This window comes from Candidatus Avedoeria danica (assembly GCA_016703025.1).
In the GTDB taxonomy this organism is placed as follows: Bacteria; Chloroflexota; Anaerolineae; order Epilineales; family Epilineaceae; genus Avedoeria; species Avedoeria danica.
On record JADJCV010000002.1, the window covers coordinates 52,480 to 78,162 of the forward strand.

The window sequence follows — 25,683 nt, forward strand, 5'->3', positions numbered from 1 at the left end:
CAGGTAGCGAGACGGGCAGGGTCTTTTTGGCACACGCTCCGAGATGAGCCGGCTGGACGCTTACGGTCGACGCGTCCATCGCTGCCAAGGCCGAGTTCGAGTACCTTTACCACCGGCCGTACCAGGACAACAAGACCGTCCGCGTGGCCGGCCCGTTCACCGTGGACAGCCTCAGCCCGCACCGCGTCCTGGGCGTGGACGAGGACGACGAGCTGATCGACGCCCTCAAGGACGGTACGTCGGGCTTTGGCACCGAGTGGTCGTTTCCGCGGATGATCCTGGAGATCCTCAAGACCGCCGGCGTCCAGCAGGCGCACAAGGAGGACCGGATCAGCTTTACCTCCATCAGGGCGTGGCCCGGCGAGTACATCAGCGGCGAGGGACGGTACATGGAGGGCGCCGTCGAGAAGCGCGCGGCGATCTTCATCGGCCCCGAGTTCGGCACCGTCCAGCGATCGGACCTCGTCGCCGCCGCGCGCGAGGCGGGGGACGGGGGGTTCGACGTCCTCATTGCGTGCGCCTTCAACTGCGAGGCGCACACCACGGAACTCGCCAAGCTCGGCCGCATCCCGATCCTCAAGGCCCGCATGAACGCCGACCTCCACATGGCCGACGACCTGAAGAACACGGGCAAGGGCAACCTCTTCGTCATCTTCGGCGAACCCGGCCGCCCGACATCACCCTGCTGCACGACCCCGACGACCGCCTCCGCGTCCAAATCAACGGCGTCGACGTCTTCAAGCCCCAGACCGGCGAAGTCATCAACCCCGGCGCCGACGGCATCGCCTGCTGGTTCATCGACACGGACTACAACGAGGAATCGTTCTTCGTCCGCCACGCCTACTTCCTCGGCGCCAACGACTCGTACAGCGCGCTGAAGACGACGCTGAAGGCGGAGATCGACGCGGACGCATGGGGGACGCTGCACAGCGATACGTCGCGGGCGTTTGGGCGGCCGGGGAGGGAGAGGATTGCGGTGAAGGTGTTTCGGGTGTGAGGGAGGTGCGCATCGCACGGCACCATCGCCTGTCTGTGCAAGCCGCCCCAGATGCCGGCACCCCGACCTGACGACATCCATCCGCGTAGGGGCGACGCGAACGCGTCGCCCGCAGGCCGTTCGTTGCCCCAACGCCCTACGGCCCACACCAGACACGCACATGCGCGCCGCCCCCGGATTCCGTGCGGCCGAGGCGTTGTGTGGGGCGGGCGGCCTGCGGGCGACGCGTTCGCGTCGCCCCTACGCGGGAGGTTGTCGTCAGGCCACAGTGCCGGCATCTGGGGCGTACTGTGCCGGGCATTCCGGGTCCTCCGGCTGGACGTGTTCGGGTCGGCCGCTCAGGGCACTTTCCGCGCCGAGTCCAGCGATCTGCACTTTGTCGCTCGCTTCGATGGCACCCGTGACGGCGATTACGCCGAGCGATTCTTTCACTTCGCTGAGGCGCTGGAGCGCTAGGGCGAGTTCCAGTCGGCCTATCACGATCCCTGAGAGTCCGCCGCGGCAACCGGACCTGTGGACTGCATCCGCACGGCCCCCGACCGAATGATTTGCGTGACCGCCGCCCAACGCACTACAATCGCCCGCTGATCTATCGCTGTGAGTGGTCGCTGTAAGAGGTTCCCCATGCAAGTCATCCTGAAGACGGACGTCCCGAAGCTCGGCCAAGTGGGCGACCTGTGCAAGGTCGCCGGCGGTTTCGGCCGCAACTACCTGCTCCCGCAGGGCTTGGCGATCCTGGCCACGCCGGGCGCGCTCAAGCAGATCGGCGACCTGAAGCGCGCCGAGACGCGCCGCCAGGACCGGCAGCGCACCGAGATGAACGACCTGGCCGCCCAGATCGGCCGCCAGGCCCTGACGTTCAAGGCGCGCGTCGGCGAGACCGGGCGGCTGTACGGCTCGATCACGGCCACCGACATCGCCGAGGCGCTCGAGGCCCAGCTCGGCTCGCCCGTCGATCGCCGCAAGATCGTCCTCGACGACACGATCCGCACGCTCGGCGACCACAACGTGCCGATTCACCTGATGCAGGGCATCAACGCCATGATCAAGGTGACCGTCGAGGCGGACGGCGAGCTCGTGCCCGACAAGCCGACCGAGACCTCGGTCGAGGACGATGCCTGGGGCAAGGTGACCGTCACCGACCTGGGCGACGACGACGACGACGAGGACGACGAGGGCCGGGGTCGCCGGGGTCGCCGGGGTCGCTGACGCGGCCCCACCGCGCCGGACTTGGGTGAGGTGGGCAGCCATGGACGAATCGACGTCGGAACGGGTCGTCCGCTTCCTGGTCGACCACGCGCGGTGCGACCAGTGCCGCGGCGCTTACCACGTCGAGAACGTCCACGTCCTGCACCAGAGCGGTGACCGCATCTGGGACCTGGCCGCCGTTTGTGAGCAGTGCTACGGCATGGCGCTGATCCGCGCCGTCGTCAAGAGCGAGGACGGCCAGATCCACACCGAGCCCGTCGGCGAACTCTCGAACGCCGAGCTGCGCCGCTTCCACCGGCTGCGGCCGATCGACCGCGACGACGTCCTCGACGCGACGGCCTTTCTGAGCGACTTCGACGGCGACTTCGAGCGCTTGTTCCAGAGCGGCGAAGCGGATGGGGTCGACGGATGACCGCGGCACACCACCGCGCGTTCGGCGCGCTCGCCGCCGCCGGCCTTGCGCTCAGCATGGCCTCCGGCGTCGTCGCGCAGCCCGTCGCCCCTCAACCCGGAGGCCCGACCGCGATGGGCGATCCGGGCAGCAGCCGCCTGATCGGCCGCGTCACGGACATCGTCACCGGCCGACCGCTCGCCGGCGTGCGCGTGCGCGCCGGCGAGGCCGACGGCCGCACGGACAACGACGGCGTCTATCGCCTCAGCCTCCCGCCCGGCGCCTACCGCATCCGTGTGACTTCGCCGGGCTACCAGGGCGTCACCGTCGTCGAGCGCGAGCTCGATCCGCTCATCGGTGACGGCGAGGCGCGCGTCGACGTCGCGCTGCCGCCGCTCGTGGCCGGCGCGGACGATGCCCGCAAGGTCGTCGACGCCATCCGCGGGCGCACGGCGCTCACCATGACCGTGCCCGTGACGACGACGAGCGTCGAGGATGGCGAGGATGTCGGAACCGAGGACGCCGACCCGCAGCGACTGGCCGCTTCGCTCGCAGTCAACGAGGTGCCGGCCACGATCCGCGTCCTCATGCCGGAGGGCCAGATCGTCGCCCTCGACACGGACGAGTACCTCAAGGGCGTCGTCCCGGCCGAGATGGGCTGGATCTTCCGCCGCGCCTTCGAGGCGCTGAAGGCGCAGGCGATCGCCTCTCGAACCTACGCCGCCGCGCACTGCATGCCGACCTCGGCCGGCGACCCGGCGGTCTGCGAGCGCGGCCTGGACGCCAACGTCGACACGACGACGCGCACCCAGGTCTGGCGGCCCGTCCACTACGACATCACGGACGCCGCCGTCGAAGCGACGAGCGGTCTGGCCGCCCGACTGGACGGCGCCCTCTTCAGCACGATGTACTTCGCCCGGACGGTGAACCGCACGCTCGATAGCGAGGCCAGCCCGTGCTGCGGCGGCCGCAGCGTGAGCTTCCTGCGCTCCGTCGCCTCACCCGACCCGTTCGACGCCCGCCACGGGCACGGCGCCGGGCTCAGCCAGGAGGGCGCCGCCGTCCTCGCGGAGTGGGGCGCCACGGCCGAGGAGATCATCACCTACTACTATACGGGCGCCACCGTCGCCGCCGACCCGTCCGCGGCCGCCGTGGCGCGCGGCGCGGCGACCGACGGCGGAACCGACGAGACGACCGACGAGACGACCGATGATGCCGCCGATGGTGACGACGCCGACGCCGACGCCGCGCCGCCTGAAACCCGCGCCGGCTCCGCCCGCCTCGAATCCGACCGCTTCGGCGACGTCGCGCCCGGATCGGTCACGGCCGTCGACGCGCTCGCGATCCGATCGTTGACCGCCGATGCCGATACCGCCGCCGATGCCGACGACCCCGCGGAACTCGAGATCGTCGACAGCCCGACCGTCCGAGCCGACTTCCCGTTCATGGCCCTGGCGGTCCGCTGGACGGACAACCCGACCGCGGGCGAGGCCGTCACGGCCACCGCGGCAGTCACGGCGGCCACGGCGACGCCGTCGACCGGCGACGCGTATCCGCCGGATGGGGCAGCCGATGCGTCGGATGAACACCGAGGCGACGTCCTCGTCCGCGTGAGCGACGACGGGGAGACGTGGTCCGACTGGCTGCCGATGCTGCCCGACGAGGACGGCCGGACGCGCTCGACGGACAACTGGACGCGGCTCGTCGTGGCCCGCGGGCGCTACGCGCAGCTGCGGATCGTGTTCAGCGGACCGGCCGACGCCCGCGCCTTCGACCAGCTCGACCTTCACTACTTCAATGCGGACGCCGGCCCGCGCGCGCCGATCGTGCCCGCCTCGGAAGCGCTGAACGACGTGTCGGCCTCGTCCGACCGCGAGCTCACCGCCGCCTCGATCGAGGACACCGTCGTCAAACGCGCCGGATGGGGCGCCGACGAGCAGCTGCGCTTCCAGGGGGGCGCCGAGATCTGGCCGCCCGAGTACACGATCCCGAAGGCGCTGATCATCCACCACACCGTGACGCAGAACGATCCGGTTGACCCGGCGACGGTCATGCGGGCGATCTACTACTACCATGCCGTCACGCGCGGCTGGGGGGACATCGGCTACAACTTCCTGATCGACCACCGCGGCAACGTGTACGAGGGCCGGTTCGGCGGCGAGCGGAACGGCCGGATCACGCAGGGCGGCCACGCGCTGCAGTTCAACACGAACTCGATCGGCGTTGCGCTGCTCGGCACGTTCACCGACGTCCGGCCGCCGGCCGCCGCCGAGTCGGCGCTCGTGTCGTTCTGCGCCGCCAAGGCCTTCCGGTACCGCGTCGACCCGCAGGCCGGCGTGACGCTTCTCGGGACGCGCTTTGCCCACGGCCTGATGGGCCACCGGGACGCGCTGCCCGGCCACACCGCCTGCCCCGGCAATGCCGCCTATCCCCGCATGGACGCCATCCGCATCGGCGTCGCGGCGCTCCTCAGCGAGCTGGGCGGCCAGCCGACGGTGCCGGCGACGGCTACACGCACGCCGCCGCCGACCGTCCGCCCGACAGCCACGCCCACCCGCCGCCCCACCGCGACGCGCAGCACGACGGCCAGCGCAACCCCGCCGCCCGCCTCGACCGGCGTGCCGACCCCGCCCGCCGGCTGCATCGACGGCATCGCGAACGGCGGCTTCGAAGCCGAGGGGGACGCCTGGGTCTTCAACCGCTCGGCGCGCACCCGCTGGGACGTCCTCGCCGGCGTGCAGGCCGCGTTCGTCGGCCTTCGCAACGACGACCCGGACAACGGCACGACGTACGCTTCGATCGTCCAGACCATCCAATTGCCGGCCCGCATCGACCGCGCCACGCTTCGCTTCGCGTTCCGGTCGACGGGCGATGACGCCGATCGCCGCCTCGTGCGGCTGATGGACGGCCAGGGCCGCGTCGTGGCGCTCGGTGACGTCAGCCTGCCGGCCACGACGCCGGGTTGGACCGTCCGCAGCTTCGATGTCGGTGCGGCGCTCGCCCCGCTCGTCGGCCAGCCGCTCCGCATCTACTTCGGCGTCGTGAACAACGGCGACGGCCGGCGCAGCTACGTTCGGTTCGACGAGGTGCGCCTCGAGCTGTGCCCCGGTCCGGGCGGTCAGACCGTCGATCCGACGGCCGCGGCGTCCGCCACCGCCGCGGCCACCCGAACGGCAGCGCCATCCGCGACGCCCAGTGTCGCTACGCCCAGTGTCGCCACGCCCAGTGTCGCCCCACCTCGCCCGACCGCGACGCGCACCGCCGGCTCAGGGCCGACGCCGACACGGCCGGGCACGGCCGTCATGTGCGCCGCATGGTTCGCGGACGGCGGCTTCGAACCGCTGACGGCAAGCGTGGCAGAGGTGGCGCCGGCAGCGGTGGGGGCGACGGCCGCGCTGTCGGCAACGTCGGCCGTGTCGGCGACGACGGTCATAACGGCCTCGGCGGCCACAACTGCGACGACGGCCGTTTCTGCGACAGCCTCGGGCGACGGCGTCTTCGGTCGCTGGCGGCCCGGCGGCGACCTGCCGGTCTCGGTCCAGCGCGGCACGGCGCACGGCGGCGTTGCGGCGGCCCGGCTCGGACCGGAACCGGGTGGGGCGGACCGATTCGGCTACGCGTCGCTCGCGCAAACCGCCACGCTGCCGCTCGGCATCACTTCGGCCGACCTCCGGCTCTGGGTCCGCCCGGATCCGCTCGCGAGCGGCGACACCTTGTCGATCGAGATCCGCCGCCCGCACGACGGCGTGCGACAGGTGCTGGCGCTCCCGATCGGCGGGCTGCCCGCCGGGCGCTGGACGGAGCTGCACCATGCCGTCGACGCGGCATCCCTCGGGACGGCCGTCGAGGTGTACATCTCGCTCCTCAACCGCCGCCAGTCCGAGGCGCCGGCCGCTTCGGCGGTGTGGGTCGACGACATCGGCTTCGACATCTGCCATCGCCCGTCGCCGACGATCGCCGTGCCCTTCCTGGCCGTCGAACGCCCCTGAACGCCGGCGTGCCAGCACCGCCCCCGCCAGTACCGCGCCCGCCGGTATCGCCCCACTTCTACTCGGCCCGATTGCTGCAGGCGATGGCCGGTGGCGATCACGCACGGTTCCTGGCCGACGGCGGGCGTGGGCTGCGGCCGCGCCTGGCCCGAGCGCTCGAGCTCGCCGCGATCGAACCTGGCCAGACCGTCGTCGATCTGGGCTGCGGCCGCGGCGAGGCGGCGGCGCATGCCGCCCGGCTGGGCGCCGCCGTCATCGGGCTGGACTACAGCCTCGATGCGCTCCGCCTCAGCCGCGCCACGTCCGCTGTCGTCGCCCCACGCGGCGAAGTCGCCCTCGCCGCCGCCGACGCGACCGAACTGCCGCTGGCCGACGCCTGCGCCGATCGGGTGCTCTGGCTCGACGTCGTCGAGCACCTCCGGCCGTGGCAGGTGCGTGCGACGCTCGACGAGGTGCGACGTATCCTCCGGCCGGGCGGCTTCGTCGTCATCCATACGCTGCCCAACCGCTGGGCGCTGCGGGTGGCCTATCCGCTGCTGCGCGCCGTCGCGCCCGCCCTGCCCGCCAGCCCGCGTTCGGCGTACGAACGGGCCGTGCACGTGAACGAGCAGTCGCCGCTGTCGCTCAAGCGGGCGCTGACGGCGGCCGGATTCGCCAGCCGCGTTTGGGTCGAGGAATGGTCGACGGTACAGGCCGGGAGACAGCTTCTGGAGGAAGGACTGCCGGGTGATCGCTTTCCTGACCCGCAACGGAACAGAGGCTACCCGGCGCTGCGGCGCCCGGCAATCCGCCGCGTGGCGGCCGGCGCGATGCGGACGCCGCTGCGGTGGTGGGTCGGCAACGACATCTTCGCCGTCGCCTGGCCGGATCGGGGGCATTTCGTCAGCCCGACCCGTTGACGCGGCCCGGCCCGTCGGGTACGATAGGTTCGTCCCACAGCTGCGTCGGCCGAGCGCCGGATGCCCCACCCCACCACCACCCTTCTACGGCATCACACTGCCTCGCCCGCTGCGGTTCCGCCCGCCGGGCGTTAATGCAACGTTTATGCGGGGCCGTATCCGGGCCGAATCTCCACCCGTTAACACTTGTAAGGAACCGCGCCGTGCAGGATGAGCACGATCTGGTCCGTAAGGCACAGGACTACGATCCCGAGGCCTTTGGCGAGATCTACGAGCGGTACTACAACGGTGTATACCGATATATCTACTATCGGGTCGGGGAGCAGACCTTGGCCGAGGACCTCACGATGGAGGTCTTCGTCAAGGCCATGGAGGCGATCGACACCTACACCTTCCGTGGGGTGCCCTTCTCGGCTTGGTTGTATCGGATCGCCAGCAACCTTGTGGTGGACCACTTCCGGCGTCAGCCGATGCAGGGAGCGGTCTCGCTGGAAGAGAAGCTGGTGGCGTCGATGGAGATGCCTGCCCAGGCGCTCGAGACGGAGTTTGCGCACGACGCGCTCCGGCGGGCACTGGCGGAACTCACCGACGACCAGCAGCAGGTGGTGATCCTCAAGTTCGTGGACGGGCTGAGCAACCTTGAGGTCGCTCAGATTTTGGGAAAGACTGAGGGGGCTGTGAAGTCGCTTCAGCATCGCGCGCTTGCCTCATTGGGGCGGGCACTGGGGGAGCAAGGTGAAATTCCAGTTTGAGCAGGCGCTAGACGCTTGCCTCGCTCAACTGAATACCGGCGCCGATCTCGAGGTTGTCCTTTCGGACTTCCCCGAGTGTGCCGACGAGCTTCGTCCTGCCCTGGCTGCGTCCGAGTGGATGCAGCGCCTTGCCCCGCCGCCCGAGCGCCGGCATGTCTCCAAGGACGCCTTCGTGGCCGTCGTCGCCGAGCGGCGTCGTCTGGTCGAGCGCGTGGAAGGTCTGGTTGTCGAGGTGAAGGTGGGCGTGCCGGTCACCGAGCTTCTCTCACGCACGGCCGCTCCGCTCAAGGGCGTGGTGTGCGCCGCGCACGCCATGCACACCGACGCCGTGCCCATGCCGTCGCCCGAGCTGATCGCGAGCGGCAAGGCGGCGTTCATGGCCCGAGTCGCCCAGCACGGCGCCAGCCGGCAGCGCGCCGCCGCGCCGCAGGCCGGGCACGCCGCTGGCACGTGGCGCGGCATCTTCGGCGGCCTGACGGCCCAGCCGACGCTCGCCCGCCGTGCCGTTTCGAGCGCCGTCGCGCTGGCCATGACCGGGATGATCGGCGTGACCGGCCTCGCCCAGGTCAGCCGCGCGGCCGCAAGCAGCCTGCCCGGCGAGGCGCTCTATCAAGTCAAGATCATCGGCCAGAGCGCGCGGATGATGTTCCAGTTCGATCCGGCCGCGCGCTCGGCGCTCCAGACCGAGTATGCGCAGCGCCGGCTGGTGGAAGTCGAGGCGCTCGTCGCCGCCGGCCGCACCGTACCGGACGAGGCCATCGAGGCGCTGCTGGCCGACGAGACGTCGATGAACGCGCTCACGGACACGCAGCGCGGGATGCTCAGCAACCTGATCCGCTCGATCGCCCGCACGGATGCGGACTTGGCCGCGCGCCTGCGTGCCGTCGTCGGTGATCCGATCGACGTCGATGCTTTGCACCGCGGCACCGACGGCATGCGCGACGCGATCCTGAACCGCAAGCCGATCGAGGTCCAGTTGCCGGCCGATGAGTTCACAGCCGAGCCCGTGCCGGTCCAGGCGGACGAGCCGAGCGAGGCCGCGTCTTCGCCGGTCGTCCCGGTGACCGGATCGCCCGACGAGCCGGTGCCGCCGGTTTCGGCTCCGATCGTTCGCGGCGCGACGGACGGCGACGACGACGGCGCTCAGCCGAGCGATGAGAACGGGGAATCGCAGGCGGGCGTCGGCACTTCGGCCGATCCCGGCAGCAGTGGCGGCAGCCAGGAGCCGCCCGAGGACGCACCGCCGCCGGTGCCGCCGCACATGCAGCCGAACGCGGATCCGGAGCCCGAGAGCCCCTCCGGCCAGCCGTAGTCCGACGATCCGATCGACTGCGCCGGCACGGCCGGCGAGCATCGGAACGAACATCAGAACGAGCAAGAGAACGAACAACGCGCCCGACCAATCGGTCGGGCGCGTTGTCTTTGTTGATCGAAGTTGATCGACCTTGTCTTTTCGGATCGAATCGGGCGAATTGCGATCGGGGAAGCGCAAGTTCGGCCCGACCACCCGTATCTAGACGTACGCCCCGGCCGTTGTTAACTGCACAATGGGCTGGCCAAAGCCGCCCACTTCGGTACGACAACCTCAGCTCGGCGGGGACGGTGCGATTCGCACGCGCCCGACGGGGGGAAAGGAAAAGAGAGTCGCGCTCGCCCGGGGGACAGGGGGGATGGGTAAAGCGCGACTCTCTATTCCTGTGTCGGGATTATAAGGGGTCCGTCCGACCACGTCAAGGATTCGATCACGCGCCGACGGCATCGCCCTCGGCGCGTTTGTCGTCCTGGGCGGCCGCGCGCTCGTCTGTGGGGGCGTTGTCGGCGCGCGCAGCGACCCGCACCGGGTGGCCCGAAGGGTCGACGATCGTCGTGCCGGAGCCGTCTGCCCAGGCGGAAGGAACGAGGGCCATGGCACGGAACAGGCCGCGCCCATCCGCCGCCGCGGACGTTACGCGGCCCCTGCCGTCCCGCCGTCGCGTCTCGGACGGGGTGGCGTCGGCCAGGCGCAGGACATCGCCCCGGCCGAGCACGTGATCGCTCGTGACACTGACCAGCCGGCGCTGGACCTTCTGGTAGGTGTCGAGGCGGGCGACGACTTCTTGGCCGACGTAGCATCCCTTGGCGAAGTCGACGATGTCGATCAACCCGAGCTCGAGCGGGTTCGCTGCGCCGTCGATCTCCGCGCCGTACATCGGCGCGCGGCAGCGGATCCGCTGCCGCGTGTAGTCCGCCTCGGTGGCCGGTGCCAGCCCGCGCGCAGTGCAGTCCGCGACCACGGCCTCGCTCGTGGCCGCCAGCGGCACGAGGATGTCCCAGCCGCCGGCCGGCCACGGAGCGGTGTGGGCCAGTGCCCAGACCATCCCGTTGCCCTCGCCGCGGCGCGCGAACGTGCCGGGAGCGGCGTCAGGCGCGACGCCGACGAGCGCCGCCGCCACCGCGCCGGCGCCGGGTCCGAACAGACGGCCGTGGATGACCTGGTCGGTGGCATCCGTGACGCGCACCGCTTCCCGCAGGACGTAGCGCGCCAGGTGGGCGGCGACGACCGGCGCCGAGGCCGCGTGCGTGGTGATGAGCGCCGTTCCGTCCTCGGCATGGTGGCACGCCACCCAGTCGACGACACGTCCAGTGTCGGTGAGAAGCACCGTTGATCGCCCTTCGCCCGGCGCGAGGTCGTCGACGCGGTTCGTCGAAAGGCGTTGGAGGAAGGGGAGGCGGTCGGCGCCGGACAGCCACACGATGCCGGCCGCACCGAAGGTGTACGATCCGGGGCGGCCGTGCGCGTCGGCGCCGGGAACGGCGTCGGGAACGGCGTCGGGAACGGGGATGGCGGTCATGGGCGACTCAGCCTCCCGCCGCGTGTACGGCCGCGAGCAACGCCTCCGGTCGGCCGGCGAACCGCGCCCGCTCGACCGTCCCATCCGCCAGACCGAGCACGAGTGCGGCCAGCGTGCGGCACGCCGGGCTCGGCAGACCGCGGGCTTCGGCGACGGCCACCACGGCGCCGTGCAGCACCTCGATCTCGGACGACGTCCGCCCGGCGCCGATGTCGGCGGACACGCCCGAATGCCGCCGGCCCCGCCGTTCGGCCAAGCGCCGGCCGAACAGGGCGTGCAGCCATGCCGCCGGCAGCCGGCGCACCCCGAAGGCGAGCGATCGGACGGGGTAGCCGGGCAGGTCGGTCGGGGGCGCGCCGATCGCTCGCATGACGGCCAGTGCCTCGCGCCACGCGGCGACCTCGATGCCGAACACGTCGCGCCGGGCGAGCACGTCGGCCGGCGGCTGGTCGAGGATGGCGCACGTGGCGGCGCCGAGCATGTTCAGCAGCAGCTTCGACCACTTCAGCGCCATCGGATCCTGGCCGAGGCGCACAGCGACCCCGGCGCTCGTCAGCCGCTCCGCCAGCTGTTGCCCCCAGCCCGCGGCGTCGTCCTCGAGCCCGATGCCCCCGCCGCCGGACAGGACGACGCGGCCGGGTCGATCCACCGTCAAGCCGATCGTCACGACGCCGGCGCCGACCGCGGCGCACGGTTCGGCCGCGCGCACCGCGAGCGGCGCCGGTGAAGCGTGTGCGATGGCCGCTGCCAGGACGGCCTCGTTGCCGACGCCGTTCTGCAGGCTGACGACCCGACCCGCCGACCCGGCCGACCCGGCCGCCGCGGCGAGCTCGGCCCCCACGATGGCGGAGGCATAGCTCTTGACCGTCACGAGCGTGACATCGTACGGCGACGCCGGCGGGCCGAACGCCTCGCGCACCGCGCCGACGACCTTGGGCCGCGTCCGAACGACTTCGCCCGCCGAGACGATCTCGAGTCCGTCCGCCGCCATCGCCGCGCCGTGCGGTCCGCGCGCGACGAGCGTCACGTCGGCCCCGCCGCGCTCGAGCTGCGCGCCGACCCACGAGCCCAGTGCGCCCGCTCCGACGACGAGCACCCTCAAGGGTGCGCCCGGCCGTGGCCGCCCCAGACGGCGACCGCCAACATGAGCAGCATGAGTAAGGCGACCGCAGCGAGGTGGCCGAAGCGGCCGTCGACCCAAACGACGGCCACCAAGCCGAGCGTCGCGCCCAGCCAGCGGGTGAGGGTGGTGGCGTTCATCGCGGCGGTCGCCCGGCAAGGGCGTCCCGTGAGAGCTCGATGCGGCGCTCCTCACCGCGCACCAGCCGGGCGATGTTCGGGCGCAGCGCCCAGATGATCAGCGCGAGCTGGCCGAAGCCGTAGAGCAGGTAGCCGGGCGAGCTGCCGGTCACCGCGACACGATAGACCATGCTGCCGAGCGCCCAGAACGAGATCGTGAGCGTCGCGACCGAGGCGATGCGCACGCCGAACCAGGCCAGCGCGGCCAGGACGATGCCCGGCACGAACGCCGCCGGCCAGATCGCGAGCAGCGCCCCGGCGTTGGGCGTCCCGCCCGCACCGCCGCGGAAGCCGATGTAGATCGAATGGTTGTGGCCGAGGATCGCGGCGACCGCGGCGGCCGACATCGCCCATGCCTGCCATTCTGGCTGGGGCACGATCCGGCCGGCGATCCAGACCGCGAGTGCCGCCTTGAGGACGTCCCCGATCAACGTGCCGAGCGCACCCGGCAGACCGACCGCGCGGTAGACGTTCGTCGTGCCCGTACGGCCGCTGCCGACGGTGCGCGGATCGACGCCGAGGAGCCGACCGATGACGATCCCGAAGGGAATCGACCCCAGGAGGTAGCCGATGGCGGCGGCGAGAAGCAGCAGGTATACGGGTGGCACCACGGCGCGTGCGGCTCCGATTGGACGGGTGGGGACGCGGGTTGGACAGCGTAGCATGGAGGGGTGGGGGGGGGCCAGTGATGAGGGGCGATGGGGGGCGATTGCGATCGGGTCAACGGCTTCAGCCGTTGACCCATGCCACGCCGGTCCGCCGACTTGCCCACCCCCACTCCCCGCGTTACCCTCCCCCCATGTCCACCCAGCACCCCCCTCACGACGCCCCAGCCCGCCCGCTGCGCGACCTCCTCGACGACGTCGATGTCCTCGACATCGCCGGCGACCTCGACGTCCCGATCGGCCGCGTAACGTACGACAGCCGCGACTGCCGCGCGGGGACGCTGTTCGCGGCGTACCGCGGCGTCTACCAGGACGTGCACGGCTTCCTGCCGGACGCCTTCGCCCGCGGCGCCGTGGCGGCGCTCGTCGAGCGGCCGATCGCGGAGCTGTTGGCGACGCTCGCCATCCCCTCCGGCGCGACGCTCGTCCGGGTGGCCGACGTCCGGTTGGCGCGCGCCCAGATCGCCGCCGCGCAGCACGGGCATCCCGGGCGGGCGATGCGGATCGTGGGGGTGACGGGCACGGACGGCAAGACGACGACGAGCACGCTGCTCCACGCGATCCTCACCGCGGCCGGCTACCGCGTGGGCCTCCTCACGACGGTGGCGGCCCGCATCGGCGACGACGAGCTCGACACCGGCCTGCACGTGACGACGCCCGAGCCCGAGGACCTGCAGGCGATCCTGGCGCGGATGCGGGACGCCGAGGTCGAGATCGCAGTGGTCGAGACGACATCGCACGGCCTCGTGCAGCACCGCGTCGGCGCGATCCGCTTCGACGTCGGCGTGCTGACGAACCTCACGCCCGAGGCCCTCGAGTTCCACGGGACGATGGATGCCTACCGCGATGCCAAGGGTCTCCTCTTCGAGAAGCTCGTCGCGGCCGCCGACGGCAGCGCGGCCGCCGACGACCTGCCGCCGACGGCCGTCCTGAACGCCGACGACCCGTCGTACGCCCACTACGCGACCATCCCCGTCGCCCGCCGCCTGTCGTACAGCCGGGCCGGCAATCCCGCCGCGGACTTCCGCGCCCGCGACATCGAATCGGACATCACCGGCATCGCTTTCACCGCCGATACCCCCGAGGGGACCGTCCGAATCCGCTCGCCGCAGGCGGGGCCGTACAACGTCGCCAACATTCTGGCCGCGATGGCCGCCAGCCACGCCTTCGGCGCCGGCCCGGACGACTGGCGCACGGCAGTCGCGGCCGTCGCCGGCGTGCCCGGGCGCATGGAGCGGATCGACGCCGGCCAGCCATTCACGGCGATCGTCGACTTTGCCCACACGCCGAACGCCCTCGACGAGGCGCTGCGCGCGGCGCGCGGCATGGTGGGCGACGGCGGGAAGGTGATGTGCGTCTTCGGCTGCGCCGGCTTGCGCGATCCCGGCAAGCGCCCGGCGATGGGCCACCACGCCGGCCGGTTGGCCGACGTGACCGTCATCACCGCCGAGGACCCGCGGACCGAGGATCTGGACGACATCCTCGACGCGATCGCGGCCGGGCTGCGCGAGGCGGGGGTGGTCGAGGTGGCGGGGGCCGCGACAGCCGCCGGAGGGTCGATCGACGCGCGATCGGTCGAGGGGCGGCCGGTCGGGAGCACCGAAGGCCCGCCGACGTCGCCATCGGGCCACGACGTCCACGTATTCGTCCGCTGCCCGGACCGCTACGCCGCGATCGCCGAAGCGTGCGCGCGGGCCGGCGCGGGCGACATCGTCCTGGTGTGCGGGAAGGGGCACGAGCAGAGCCTGTGCTTCGGCGATGTCGAATACCCGTGGGACGACCGCGAGGCGGTGCGGGCGGCGATCGGCGGGCGGTCGTCGTACGGGGAGCTGCCGACGTCGCGATAAGCGGCGGCAGCGCCCGTCAGGGCGTTTCCGTCACGGCTTCTCGGCGACGAAGAGCGGGCTGGCCGCTGCCAGGCGTTCGATCGTGTCGCGCGTCGTCGCGGGCGCGGCGATGCCGTCGAGGAGCGCCCAGGCATCGGCTGAACGCCCGCGGTACAGCGCGTCGAGGGACGCGGGCAGCACGGCGCACAGGCCGGCGCTGCCCGTGCTGACCGGTCCGCCTGTACCACGCTCGCCCGCCGTGCTGCCCGCCCGCGCGGCGGCGATGGGTACGTCGACCGCCGCCATGGGCAGGTCATCGGCGAACGCGGGCGTCGAAGGCACGTAGCCCTTGCCTTCCACGAAGCGCAGCACGACCGGCGGGTCGCCGTTGCCGGCGGCCGAGCACAGCGCGTCGGTGATCGTGGGGTCGCACGTCAGCACCTCGTCCGCGCCGTCGCCGTCCAGGTCCTCCAACCGGCCGCGGCAGCGCGACAGCGGCAGCTCGAGGATGGCCCGCAAGGCAGGCGGTGCCGGGTCGACCTGGAAGATCTGAAGCGACCAGCAGCACCCCATGCCGCCGGTGTCGCGCTCGACGACGATCTCGGACCGGGCGTCGCCCGTGACGTCGGTGCCGGTGCGGTCGTCGAGGCGCGTCCAGTCGAGGACGGTCTCCGGCACACCGTCCGCACGGATCGTCACGATCGGCTGTTCGAGGTCGAGACCGGGCTGCGGCCGCAGCCACTCCCGGACGACGTGGTCGTGCACGGTGACTTCCGAGACCAGGCGGTCGCCGGCATCTTCCGATGGTACTTGCGCGCCGGGCGACGGCGCAACACGCGTCGTCAACACGGCGGGCGTGGTCACGGCGGCCGTCGGCTGGGCGCGTGTCGGTCCGGCAGGCGGCAGGCCGAGTGCGCTCGTTGGCGCGACGCGGATGGACATGTCGTCGTCGCGGCCACCGAAGCCGTCGCGCGTGAGGAGCCGGGTGCGCGCCAGTACGACGCCGGCCAGCACAACGACGATCCCGATCCGGCCGGCCGTCGTGAGCCGCGAGGGGGGGGCGGGGCGGTGCGGGCGGCGGGGGGGCATGGGGGCGATGGTAGCACATGCAGGGCGGGCGGATTCTGCGTACGCCAACCTGCGTCGAGCCCGCACGTGTGCGGGCTTCGTCATGAACAAGCCAGGGGCCTCGGCCCCTGGCGTCGGCCAACGTGCTCGGGTTGACCCAGCGCCGCGTCCTGGAGTAGGTTGTCCGTATGACGCCGCCCCGGGAAACCCCGCATTGCGGACGGCCGGGATGAAGCCAACGCTCGGGCCACTCTCCACCGGCCCTCGGTTCGCCCTGCTCGCCTTGGTCATCGGCATCCTGGCTGCCGCTGCGCGCCATCCGCACGACCCCGCGGCGAACGCCGAAGACAACGATGCCGCCGGAGCCGCCCAACCCGCCCGCCCCGCTGTCGTCGCTCAGGCGACCGAGTGCCGCATCCAACTGCCGATCCTCCTGCGCTCGGCCTTCCCCGACCTGCCGACGCCGTTTGCCCCCCCATCCGCCGCCCCGGCCACCGATCCCCCTGCCACCAGGGAGACACCAGGCACGACGCCCGTCACGACCCCCGACGCGACGCCCGGCACGCCGCCCGCCACCTCCGAGTTGCCCTCCGACTTCGAGCCGTTCGGCCTCGTTCAGCTCGAGCCGGACCTCGTGCTCGAAGGCAGCGGGAGCACGATCGACAGCCTCGCCTTCTGGGAGGCGCCGGATGCCGCGGACAGCCTGCTCCTGGTTACCGCCAAGGGCAACCAGCGCGTGGAGGTCTGGCAGCAGCCCTTTCAGGGCCGGGAGCTGCCGGCGCTGCAGCACCCCAGCTTCGGCACCGGCACCCAGGTCAACGGGATCGTCGTGGACCAGGACCTGGATCAGGTCTACATCGCCGTGTCGCGGCCGGCCTCGACGGTCTCGGTCTTCGAGCTGCCCGGGCTGACCTTCCAGCGGCAGCTCGTCCGGGGCGAGGTCGACCTGCGATCCGAGCCGAACCTGGCGCTCCTCGCGCTGCCCGACGGCACCAAGCGCCTGTACGTGTCGGCCGATGACCGCGTCCACGCGTACGATCCGGACACCGGCGCGGCGGTCGGCGGCTTCGCGCCGGCGCGGAGTCTCGAGACGATGCTGGCCGACGACGGCGACCAAGTTCTCTACATCCCGGACGAGGACCGGCGCGGCGGCATCTACGCCTACCGCCCGGACGGCAGCCCGTTCAGCCGCGGCGGCGAGGTGCGATTCGGCGGCGACGGGATCTTCCAGTCCGACGCCGAGGGCATCACCCGCTTCACCTGTCGCGCCGCCGACGGGAGCGACGACGGCCGCGGTTGGCTGATCGTGTCCGACCAGAAGGCCGACGCGAGCGACTTCGAGTTCTTCGACCGCCGGAGTTGGTCCCACCTCGGCCGCCTTCAGCTGGCCGGCGTCCGCCTCACCGACGGCATCGCCTCGACCCAGCAGCCCATGCCCGGGCATCCCGCCGGGCTCTTCGCGGCCGTGAATGCGGACACGAACGTGGCCCTCATCGGCTGGGATCGCATCCTCGAGGCCACGGGGTTGCGGTGCGAGGGGTAGGGTGTCGGTAGGGTGTCCGTCAAGGAGTCGCCATGGCTATTGGTGCCGTCGCTGACCCCCACCCCCCACCGACCGCTATCCTATCGCCCCCGCAAATCGATGTTCCTGTGAACGAGCGATGTTCCCGTGAACACGCCCTCTGCCGCATGACGGAGACCCGCCATGAAGACCCGTGCCCTCATCCTCGCCCTGCTCCTGCTCGGCATCACCTTCCAGGCCACCGGCGTCGCGGCGCAAGAACTGCCGCCGCGCGCGTTCTTCGTCGATGCTTCGGGACGGGTGCGCGTTCAGGTGACGTCTTCGCCGGACCACTACTACGTGCTCTACTTCCGCGAGGACCTGCCTTCAGGCCCGGAGCATGCCGTCTCGATGGCGCTCGGCCAGGAGGGCATGACGACGCTGACCGAGCCGCTGTCGGCCTATCCCCAGGCGCACTATCGCGTCGTGCAGTACCCCCTCGCGGATCCCGGCGACATCGACGGCGACGGCATCGACGACCTCGAGGAGTTCGCGAACGTCGGCCGCCTCGGCCCGTTCAACCCGGCCGCCGCGATCGCCTTCGTCGACGGCGCCGTCGCCATCCCGGATCGGACGACCTTCGAGGCCCTGTCGTATGAGGGCGAGGAGGTGCTCATCGACGGTCACCTCAAGGACCTGGAGTTCGTGAAGTTCTATCTCCTGGACACGAACACGGCCAACCCCAAGGTCTACTTCATGAACACCGTCACGCACCGGGCGCACGGTCGCTTCGCCAGCACGATCGGGATCCCCAGCGGCGGACGCGGGCGCCCCACGCCCGGACAGATGCGCGGCGAGATCGTCTACCACCCCAAGGTGGTGAGCCCGAGCGGAAGCCTGGGCGTCTACCGCTTCGAGTTCGAGCCGAACGACAGCTACGCCTTCGCCGACGTGCAGAAGGGCTACGAGCTGCTGGCCAAGAACATGCCCTTGCTGCAGAACAACCTGGCCTACTACCCGATGCCGAACGCCGCCCTGCCCCGCTACCGGCAGGAGAAGGCGCTGTATGATGCCTCGCGGGTCAAGATCATCCTGGACGAGGACATCTACGCCGACACCACCTACATCCCGCTGAACGTCGCCGAAGGCTACGGGCTGCTCACCGTCATGGACCCGAACGCGCGACCCAACGCGCGGGACATCGTCATCTATGAGGCGCTCCCCAACGAGATGCCCCGGGTGGGCGGCATCATCACGACCGTGCCGCAGACGCCCCTCTCGCACGTCAACCTGCGCGCGATCCAGGACCACGTGCCCAACGCCTACATCGCCGGCGCGGTGACGAATCCAGCGATCGCGCCCCTGATCGGGAAGCACGTCTACTACCGCGTCAGGGCCGACGGCTACGAGCTGCGCGAGTCGACGCTGGCCGAGGTCGAGGCGCACTATGCCGGGCTGCGCCCAGCGGAGCCGCAGGTCCCCGTTCGCGACCTGAGCGCCACCGACATCGCGCCGCTCGACGCGATCGGCTTCGAGCACTGGACCCGCTTCGGCGTCAAGGCCGCCAACGTGGCCGCGATGCGGGACTTCGGCTTTCCCGAGGGGACGGTTCCGGACGGCTTCGCCGTCCCGTTCTCCTTCTACGACGCCTTCATGCAGCACAACGGCTTCTACGAGCGCGTCCACGCCCTCCTCGAGGACCCCGCCTTCCTCGGTGACTACGACGTGCAGGAGGCGCGATTGAAGAAGCTCCGGGACGACATCGAGGACGCGGACATGCCGCCATCCATGCTGACGGCGCTGGCCGGGATGCAGGCGTCCTTCCCGGTCGGCCAGCCGATTCGCTGTCGTTCCAGCACGAACAACGAGGACCTGCCGGGCTTCAGCGGCGCCGGCCTGTACGACTCCTTCACGCACAACCCGGACGAGGGCCACATCGCAAAATCCATCAAGCAGGTCTACGCCAGCACCTGGACCTTCCGCGCCTTCGACGAGCGCCAGTTCTACCGCGTCGACCACTTCATGACCGCGATGGGCGTGCTGGTGCACGCGAACTACGAGGGCGAGGCGGCCAACGGGGTCGGCGTGAGCACGGATCCGATCTACCAGACCCGGGGCACGTACTACCTGAACACGCAGGTGGGCGAGAACCTCGTGACGAACCCGGACGCGCTCTCGGTCCCGGAGGAGATCCTCCTGGGCGCCGCGGAGGGCAGCGGCTACACCATCGTCCGCCCCTCGAACCAGGTGGCCGACGGCGCACAGCTCCTGTCGGAGACGCACCTCGAGGAGATGCGCCGCTACCTCGGCGTCATCCACGCGGAGTTCAAGAAGCTGTACGGTGCGAGCGCCGACGCGACATTCGCCATGGAGATCGAGTACAAGATCACCGGCGACGACGTCCTGGAGATCAAGCAGGCCCGGCCCTGGCTCTCGGGCGACACGCCCGAGCCCGGCGTCACACCGACCCAGTCACCGCCCGATCCGACGCCCGCACCGCCCAGCCCGACCCCAGCGATCCCGCCGACCCAGGCCGCGCCCGGCCATCGCATCTTCCTGCCCAGCGTGCGCAACACGGATCACGGGGCGTAGACCCGGAAGTTGTCGAAGCGCGCCTCGAGCACCGGCACCGAAGCCTCGGCGTACCAACCCAACCGGCCGGCCGGGATCCGCTCGGCCGGGGGCGCGCCGACTTCGGCGCCGCCGACGAACAGGCGCAGGCGGTCGCCGCGGCGGGCGAGCATGAGGTGGCCGGACGTGCCGACGGGCGGTACGGCGGGTGAATCCGTCCAGGGCACGAGGGTACGCCAGGTGCTGTCCGTGCTTCGGAAGAGGCCGTAGCGGCCAGTGCTGTGGATGCCGAAGATCGTGAAGTCCGTCCCCGCGTCGTTCAAGCCAAGGACGAGCGCGGCTGCGCCGACGCCGCCGTCGACCCGCACGTCGCCTTCGACGATGAGGTCGTCGCCGCGGGTGCCGCCGGACGTCCACCGGGTCTTGTCGGCGCTCTCGATGGCGATGCGATACTCGCCGCCGGCATAGCCGTACGCCGAGCTGTCGGATGCGCCGACCGGCCAGCCGCTGCCGGCGTCGGAGAAGTCGTCCGCGCGGCCGAGGGAGCTGGCGATGTACAGCGAGCTGGCGCGCGATGTCGACTCCCCGCCGGCGGTCACCTTCACCGCGAGTTCGTACAGCGCCGGAGGGACATCGTTGCCGACCGTCCGTTCGAAGCGGAACCAGTTTGCGCCGGGCGGCAAGGACAGCGTGCCTTGCCACGACAGGCCGTCCGCGACGAAGCCGCTCTCGGAGGTCACGCGGAACGCGACATCGCGCTCCACCGCCAGCGCCTCGTCGTTCACGACCAGTCCCCACAGCCAGACGGTGTCGCCGGCGACGAACGCCGTGCGGGCGCGGTTGGCGGGATCCGTCGTGAGGGCCCCGGCCACGCGTTGGGCCGTCCCGGCGACCGATGGCGTGGATGTCGGCGGGGTGGCCGGCATCGTCGAGGTCGCCGTTGGCGTCGGTGCGACGGGGGCTGTTGCGGTGGATGTTGCGGTGGCCGCAGCCGTGTCCGTTGGGGGGATGGGCACGGTGGCGGTGCGGGTCGCGGTCGGTCGCCGGGTGGGGGACGGGCCGGGCGTGGGCGGCGGCGGAGGCGCGCCGCCGCCGCAGCGCACCGCGGGCGGATCGGCCTGCGCGTTGCTCGCGGCGCGCAGGCCGACTGCGGCAACCGACGCGTCGTCTGCCGCGGCGACGTCAGGGACGGGGCCGGGCGACGATCCGTTGCGGGCGGCGGGCAGGTAGGCGACCGACCCGCGCTCCAGGCGGAACGTGTGCTGCAGGAAGTCATCCGCCGGTTCGGCCGCCATCCGCGCCCAGTAGTCGGCGTTGCTCACCTGGAGCGGCGCGGACGGCCGGTATCCGGGCGCGTGGGCGACGATGTAGGCCGTGGCGTCGACCTGCGGGTCCGGGCCGTAGAAGTGGAGCCGGCCGGTGGCGACGTCCAGTCGCTGCCGCCAGGCGTGGTTGCGCTCGGCCAGGGGCGGCGCGTAGCAGCGGCTGATCGTGAAGTCCTGGATGGGCACGGGCGCGCCGGTGGCCGCGTCGACGGCGTCGGCCGCGATGAAGGATCCGGCCTGCGCGGGCGCCTTCCGCCGCCCGCGCTGCGCGGCGCCGGCCGTGCGCCCGATCGCCTCGCCCGCGTCGTAGGCCTTGTTGCCGTTCGCGTCGTCGAACAGGCCGTGGGCGACGAAGAGCGCTTCGAGCTGCGTGAGGCTTTCGCCCGGCGGAATCTGCGACCCGACATCGGCCGCCGTGAGGACGTCGAACAAGTGCTTCACGTCCAGGATGTGGCCGTAGCCGGCCGGAGCGTGCGATGGGCGGCCGATCCCCTGGCCCCAGTCGCGCGTCAGCAGCTCCCACAGCGAGCGGAGGTCGACCGCGACGCCGTCCCGGTACGCCCCGCTCGGGAAGCGGGTCGCGTCGAGGTCGTCCGCCGCGTCGTGGACGTCCCACAGCAGGCTGGCGACGGCGAACTCCTCGTTCGTCCAGGCCAGGTAGTTGTCCTCCATGTTGAGGGGCACGCCGCTGACCACGTACAGCTGCGGGCGCGGGCTGCGGGCGATCTCCTGGTTCACGAGCATGGCGTAGAACTCGGCGAAGCCCTCCACCCACGAGTCCGTGCTGGACGGGTTCTTGTAGCCGGAATGGTTCGCCGTGTTCGGCGCCCAGGGCAGCCGGTTGCCGAGGGCGTCGGCCATGACGTGGTGCCCGAACTCGTGCCACTCGCGGTTCGTCGGCCGATCGCTGTCCATGTAGTAGCTGGCGGCGCTTCGTGACTCGACGTTGATGTACGCGTCGCGGCCGGCCGAGTCCGCGGAGAGCGTGATCGGGCCGTGCCAGAAGACGCCGGCGTCGCGCGAATACATCACGACGTCCACCGGCAGGTTGAGGTCGAGCGTCTGGCCGAGCGCCTCGGCCAGCAGCGCCGCCTGGCGGGTGTGGAAGTACGCCACGGCCAGCGACCCGAGGTCGTCGGGCTGGATGCGCGCGTCGATGTCGAAGTTCGATGGCGCGGTGAACGCGAGGTTCCGCGTGACGTCGCCCTCGGCCTCGGCGAGCTGCATCGGGAACGTCCGCAGGTGCACGGGCAGCGGCGGGCTCGTGCGGCCGTACGTGATGCGGAACGTCGTCGGCTGGACGGCGGCGTAGCTGAGCGTCGTGCTGATGACGAGCCCGTCCTGCTTGGGGACGTCGTCCAGGACGTACGCGCCGTCCGGCGGCAGGCTGAGCGTGCGGCGGAGGACGCGCTGGCCGCGCATCAAAGACACCGGTGCGCCGATGACGGGGTAGGTCTCGCTCGCGTCCGGCGCGCCGTACACCCGCCCGCGGATCGTGAGCTTTTCGACCGGCGCCGTCTCGGGGCGGTCGCGGGATGCGCTGAAGATGTCCTGCCGGTAGCCCTCGGGATCCGCGTGCATGTTCCGCTCGTCCGTCCACGCCACGTGCGCGCCGCCTTCGTCGTCGACCGCCAGTGAGACGTAATCCAGCGCGGGGCAGCAGCGATCCGTGACCCTCTCGGACGCGCCCCACGCCTTGCCGGCCGGCCGGAAGCCGAAGCGCACGACGCCCGCCGGGAGGAAGAGCCCCCCCACCGGGTCGTGCTGCAGCCAGGCCAGGTAGACATCGCCCGCGTCGTTCGTGTCGATGGACGACCCGCTGCGCCGCGGCCCGTAGCCGGCCGCGTCGAAGTCCAGCCACACGGGCGGCTGCCACGCTCCGCCGGCCGGGCGCTCCGTATAGAACAGCGCCGCGTTCGCCGGCGCGGACCGGGCGCCCGTCCAAACGGCATGCGCGCCGCCGGCCGGGTCGACGGCGATGTCCGGATCGCTGATGAGCCAGTTCCCGTCGTCCAGCCGCGCGCTGGCCGTCCAGCGCCCGCCGAAGGGCCGGTGGGCGTAGCGGAGCGAACCGTTCTCGACCCAAACGACGTGGTCGTTGCCGGCCTCGTCCATCGCCAGGCGTGGCTGGAGGCGCGGTCCGGACGGCGCGTTCTCGTCGACCGGCACCGCGGCCGACCAGCTGCCGCCTGTGGGCCGGTAGCTGAAGAAGACATCGCTCACCCCGGCGCCGCCGCCCACCCAGACGGCCGCGGCGTTGCCGGCCCCGTCCACCTGCAGGTCCGGCCGATCCTGCCACTGGGCCGACCCTTCCGGCGCGTTCAATCGAACGTTTTCCGAGAACGTGCCGCCGGCGGGCGCGCTGCTGAAGTAGACGTCGGCCTTGTCTGCATTCTGGAACTGCCCGCTGAAGTCCCGCCCGTCCAGCCAGATGACGTACGTCGCCCCCCGCCCGTCCACGCCGATCGACGGGTAGGCCTTGCGGGCGACGAAGTTGTCGCTCGCGCTCGCCTGCAGCGCCAACGGCCCGGCGCCGGTCCACGCGCCGAAGCCGATGAACGGCAGGCAGCCGGGCGCCTGGCGGATGAACGTGCTGCAGTCGAACCACGCGGCGTAGCCGTTCGTGCCCCCGGCCGCGACGGCCGGCATGGCGTGCGGCGCGCCGTTGGGGTTCAGCGTGAGCTGGCGGTTCGTGCTCCAGGGCTCGTCGGCCGGGCGGGCGGCGAGGTCGGGGCGGTCGCCGTGCGCCAGGAGGGCGAGGGAGACGAGGGCAGCTGGTACGGCGCGGGCGGGACGCAGGGGGCGCACGATGGGCTCCTGCAGCGGGCGGGGCAAGGCGGGCAAGCATACGGTGGGGGTTTGGTGGGGGTCAAACGGCATGCGGCGGCGCGATGCTCGTGGTGCCGCAGTAGGGCGCGCAGGTGGCCACCGCGTCTCTCGTCCTGATGGGATTGCCGCCTGATGGGATTGCCGCGTGGCCGCGTACCGCTTCAGCGACGACCGCGATCGGATCGAACGCTTCTACAAGCACCGTGGCCGGTTCAGAGGCCTTCGCGATGACAAGGGTTACGAGCGTCAGGCCGAGGCGTTCATCTCCGGGAGCGTGTTCAGTGGCGGGGTACCAGTGATCAGGGAGCCGATGTGCGCGAACAACACGTCGGCCAACCATCAGTGGTCCGCGCCCAAACCACCTATGGTCTGACGCTGAACCATCCATGGTTTGGCGCCAAACCACCGTTGGTTTGCCCCCACAACCACACATGGTCTGCCGCGACGCCCGCCCCTCAGACCGGGCCGACGCTGCCGCCGCCCGCCTCCGGCTCCCCGCGCACCTGCATCCGCCCCCGCATCGCCGCCCCCGCCGACGCGATCCGCCGGCTCGTCTCGCTCACCGCGCCCGTCACCGCCTGCCCCGTGCCCGTCACCGCCCCCTTCACCGCCCGGCCCGCTCCGGACCACGCCCCGGCGAAGAGCACGCTGGACAGCCTCGACGCCCCGGCCACCGCGATCCCCCCGAGCAGCGCGCTGGCCTGCACGAGCGCCGTCCGCCGCAGCGTGCGGCGCGCCGGCTGCGTGAGCGCGCGGCTCTGCTCGCGGGCGATGATGCCGACCCGCAGCGTGAGGAACGCGTTGGCCGTGCCGGACAGCACGGAGTTCACGAAGATGTTCGCCGCTACCTGCAGCCCGGGCACAAGGCCGGCCGCGGAGCCGAAGACGGCGGACAGCGCGGGCTGCATCGCCTCGGCCACGTCGGCATCGTCGATCTCTCCCGAAAGGAACGCGGTCGTCACGACGTTGGCGTACAGGGTTGCCATCTCGCGTGCCCGCGGCCGCTGCGAGTAGACCTTGGCGACATCCCACGTCAGCCGCGCCTGAATCCCGAGCACGGCCAGGGCATCCAACGCGCCGTTCTGCGAGATCGCGGTCGTGAAGAACGCCCGACTGGCGGCCGTCTTGATCCGCTCGGTGGCCAGGGCATCCAACTGCGCCAGCGCCGCCTCGACGTCGCTGCGCGAGGTCAGCGACTGCCCGCGGAGGTGCGGGTTCGACGCCAGCCGGCGCCGGAGTCGTTCCAGGTGCTGCTCGAACTCAGGACCGTCGTCCGTTTCAGGTGGGATCAACGGTGCCGGGAGGCGCAGGACGAGCACGATCGGCACGGCGGTCACGACGCCGAGGGCACAGACGAGCGCCCAGAACACCGCCTGTCCGAGTGCGGGGCTGACGCGCGCCGCCAGATCGGCCAACTGCAGGATCTGGTTCGTCACGACCACCGCGGCGGCCAAGCCGATGGCGACGGCGAACCAGAGCATGATGCGGCGGGTCATGACGGTTCGACCGGAGCAAGGAGGATCGATGCGTC

At 71.6% G+C, this 25,683-nt stretch carries 17 protein-coding genes and 1 pseudogene; 11 read left to right on the top strand and 7 right to left on the bottom strand.

Going from position 1 to position 25,683, the window contains the following annotated elements; all coding sequences use genetic code 11:
• The first annotated feature begins 65 nt into the window (after nt 1-65).
• The 7 genes and pseudogenes from IPG72_01420 (at nt 66) to IPG72_01450 (ending at nt 9,549) form a co-directional block, all read left to right on the top strand.
• Nucleotides 66-997, top strand: a pseudogene (locus tag IPG72_01420) (site-specific DNA-methyltransferase).
• Nucleotides 998-1,621: 624 nt separating this feature from the next.
• Nucleotides 1,622-2,206, top strand: coding sequence for a 50S ribosomal protein L9 (locus tag IPG72_01425; GenBank protein ID MBK6767698.1), 585 nt, complete (start codon nt 1,622-1,624; stop codon nt 2,204-2,206).
• Between the two features lie 40 nt (nt 2,207-2,246).
• Nucleotides 2,247-2,618, top strand: a complete 372-nt coding sequence (locus IPG72_01430; GenBank protein ID MBK6767699.1) for a hypothetical protein — start codon at nt 2,247-2,249, stop codon at nt 2,616-2,618.
• Nucleotides 2,615-6,586 carry an N-acetylmuramoyl-L-alanine amidase gene (locus IPG72_01435; GenBank protein MBK6767700.1) on the top strand — a complete coding sequence of 1,324 codons (3,972 nt, stop codon included), beginning with the start codon at nt 2,615-2,617 and terminating at the stop codon, nt 6,584-6,586. The genes IPG72_01430 and IPG72_01435 overlap by 4 nt, the downstream gene beginning before the upstream one ends.
• 8 nt (nt 6,587-6,594) lie before the next feature.
• Nucleotides 6,595-7,485 (top strand): class I SAM-dependent methyltransferase, encoded by an 891-nt coding sequence (locus tag IPG72_01440; GenBank protein MBK6767701.1) that lies wholly within the window; start codon nt 6,595-6,597, stop codon nt 7,483-7,485.
• A 134-nt stretch (nt 7,486-7,619) separates the two neighbouring features.
• Nucleotides 7,620-8,237: a sigma-70 family RNA polymerase sigma factor gene (locus IPG72_01445; GenBank protein ID MBK6767702.1), complete on the top strand. Its 618-nt coding sequence runs from the start codon at nt 7,620-7,622 to the stop codon at nt 8,235-8,237.
• Between the two features lie 118 nt (nt 8,238-8,355).
• Nucleotides 8,356-9,549, top strand: a complete 1,194-nt coding sequence (locus IPG72_01450) for a hypothetical protein (protein MBK6767703.1) — start codon at nt 8,356-8,358, stop codon at nt 9,547-9,549.
• Between the two features lie 430 nt (nt 9,550-9,979).
• Here IPG72_01450 and IPG72_01455 read toward each other — a convergent pair whose 3' ends face one another.
• The 4 genes from IPG72_01455 to IPG72_01470 are packed head-to-tail and all read right to left on the bottom strand — an operon-like array spanning nt 9,980 to nt 12,978.
• The gene (locus tag IPG72_01455) at nt 9,980-11,068 is read right to left on the bottom strand and encodes a hypothetical protein (GenBank protein ID MBK6767704.1); all 1,089 of its coding nucleotides are present in this window, start codon (nt 11,066-11,068) and stop codon (nt 9,980-9,982) included.
• Nucleotides 11,069-11,075: 7 nt separating this feature from the next.
• On the bottom strand, nt 11,076-12,170 hold the full coding sequence (locus tag IPG72_01460) for a ketopantoate reductase family protein (protein ID MBK6767705.1): 1,095 nt from the start codon (nt 12,168-12,170) through the stop codon (nt 11,076-11,078).
• Entirely contained in the window at nt 12,167-12,328 is a 162-nt protein-coding gene (locus tag IPG72_01465; GenBank protein ID MBK6767706.1) for a hypothetical protein, read from the bottom strand. The genes IPG72_01460 and IPG72_01465 overlap by 4 nt, the downstream gene beginning before the upstream one ends.
• Nucleotides 12,325-12,978, bottom strand: coding sequence for a glycerol-3-phosphate acyltransferase (locus IPG72_01470; GenBank protein MBK6767707.1), 654 nt, complete (start codon nt 12,976-12,978; stop codon nt 12,325-12,327). Before IPG72_01470 ends, IPG72_01465 begins: the two co-directional genes overlap by 4 nt.
• A gap of 188 nt (nt 12,979-13,166) precedes the next feature.
• Here IPG72_01470 and IPG72_01475 point away from each other — a divergent pair, with 188 nt between their 5' ends.
• Nucleotides 13,167-14,879 carry a UDP-N-acetylmuramoyl-L-alanyl-D-glutamate--2,6-diaminopimelate ligase gene (locus IPG72_01475; GenBank protein ID MBK6767708.1) on the top strand — a complete coding sequence of 571 codons (1,713 nt, stop codon included), beginning with the start codon at nt 13,167-13,169 and terminating at the stop codon, nt 14,877-14,879.
• Between the two features lie 30 nt (nt 14,880-14,909).
• On the opposite strand, the gene IPG72_01480 is transcribed toward IPG72_01475, so the two are convergent.
• A complete protein-coding gene (locus tag IPG72_01480; protein MBK6767709.1) occupies nt 14,910-15,947 on the bottom strand; it encodes a hypothetical protein in 1,038 nt (345 codons plus the stop codon).
• A 208-nt stretch (nt 15,948-16,155) separates the two neighbouring features.
• On the opposite strand from IPG72_01480, the gene IPG72_01485 reads away from it, so the two are divergent.
• The gene (locus tag IPG72_01485) at nt 16,156-17,469 is read left to right on the top strand and encodes a hypothetical protein (GenBank protein MBK6767710.1); all 1,314 of its coding nucleotides are present in this window, start codon (nt 16,156-16,158) and stop codon (nt 17,467-17,469) included.
• Nucleotides 17,470-17,631: 162 nt separating this feature from the next.
• Nucleotides 17,632-20,019, top strand: coding sequence for a hypothetical protein (locus tag IPG72_01490; protein MBK6767711.1), 2,388 nt, complete (start codon nt 17,632-17,634; stop codon nt 20,017-20,019).
• Here the strand turns inward: IPG72_01490 and IPG72_01495 are convergent.
• Complete coding sequence (locus IPG72_01495) at nt 20,007-24,131, bottom strand: hypothetical protein (protein ID MBK6767712.1); 4,125 nt, start codon at nt 24,129-24,131, stop codon at nt 20,007-20,009. The two genes, IPG72_01490 and IPG72_01495, sit on opposite strands and share 13 nt — an antisense overlap.
• 166 nt (nt 24,132-24,297) lie before the next feature.
• Between IPG72_01495 and IPG72_01500 the strand changes: the two genes are divergently transcribed.
• Nucleotides 24,298-24,525 (top strand): hypothetical protein, encoded by a 228-nt coding sequence (locus IPG72_01500; GenBank protein ID MBK6767713.1) that lies wholly within the window; start codon nt 24,298-24,300, stop codon nt 24,523-24,525.
• An 82-nt stretch (nt 24,526-24,607) separates the two neighbouring features.
• Here the strand turns inward: IPG72_01500 and IPG72_01505 are convergent, their stop codons facing one another.
• Nucleotides 24,608-25,648 carry a DUF697 domain-containing protein gene (locus tag IPG72_01505; protein MBK6767714.1) on the bottom strand — a complete coding sequence of 347 codons (1,041 nt, stop codon included), beginning with the start codon at nt 25,646-25,648 and terminating at the stop codon, nt 24,608-24,610.
• Nucleotides 25,649-25,683: the final 35 nt, after the last annotated feature.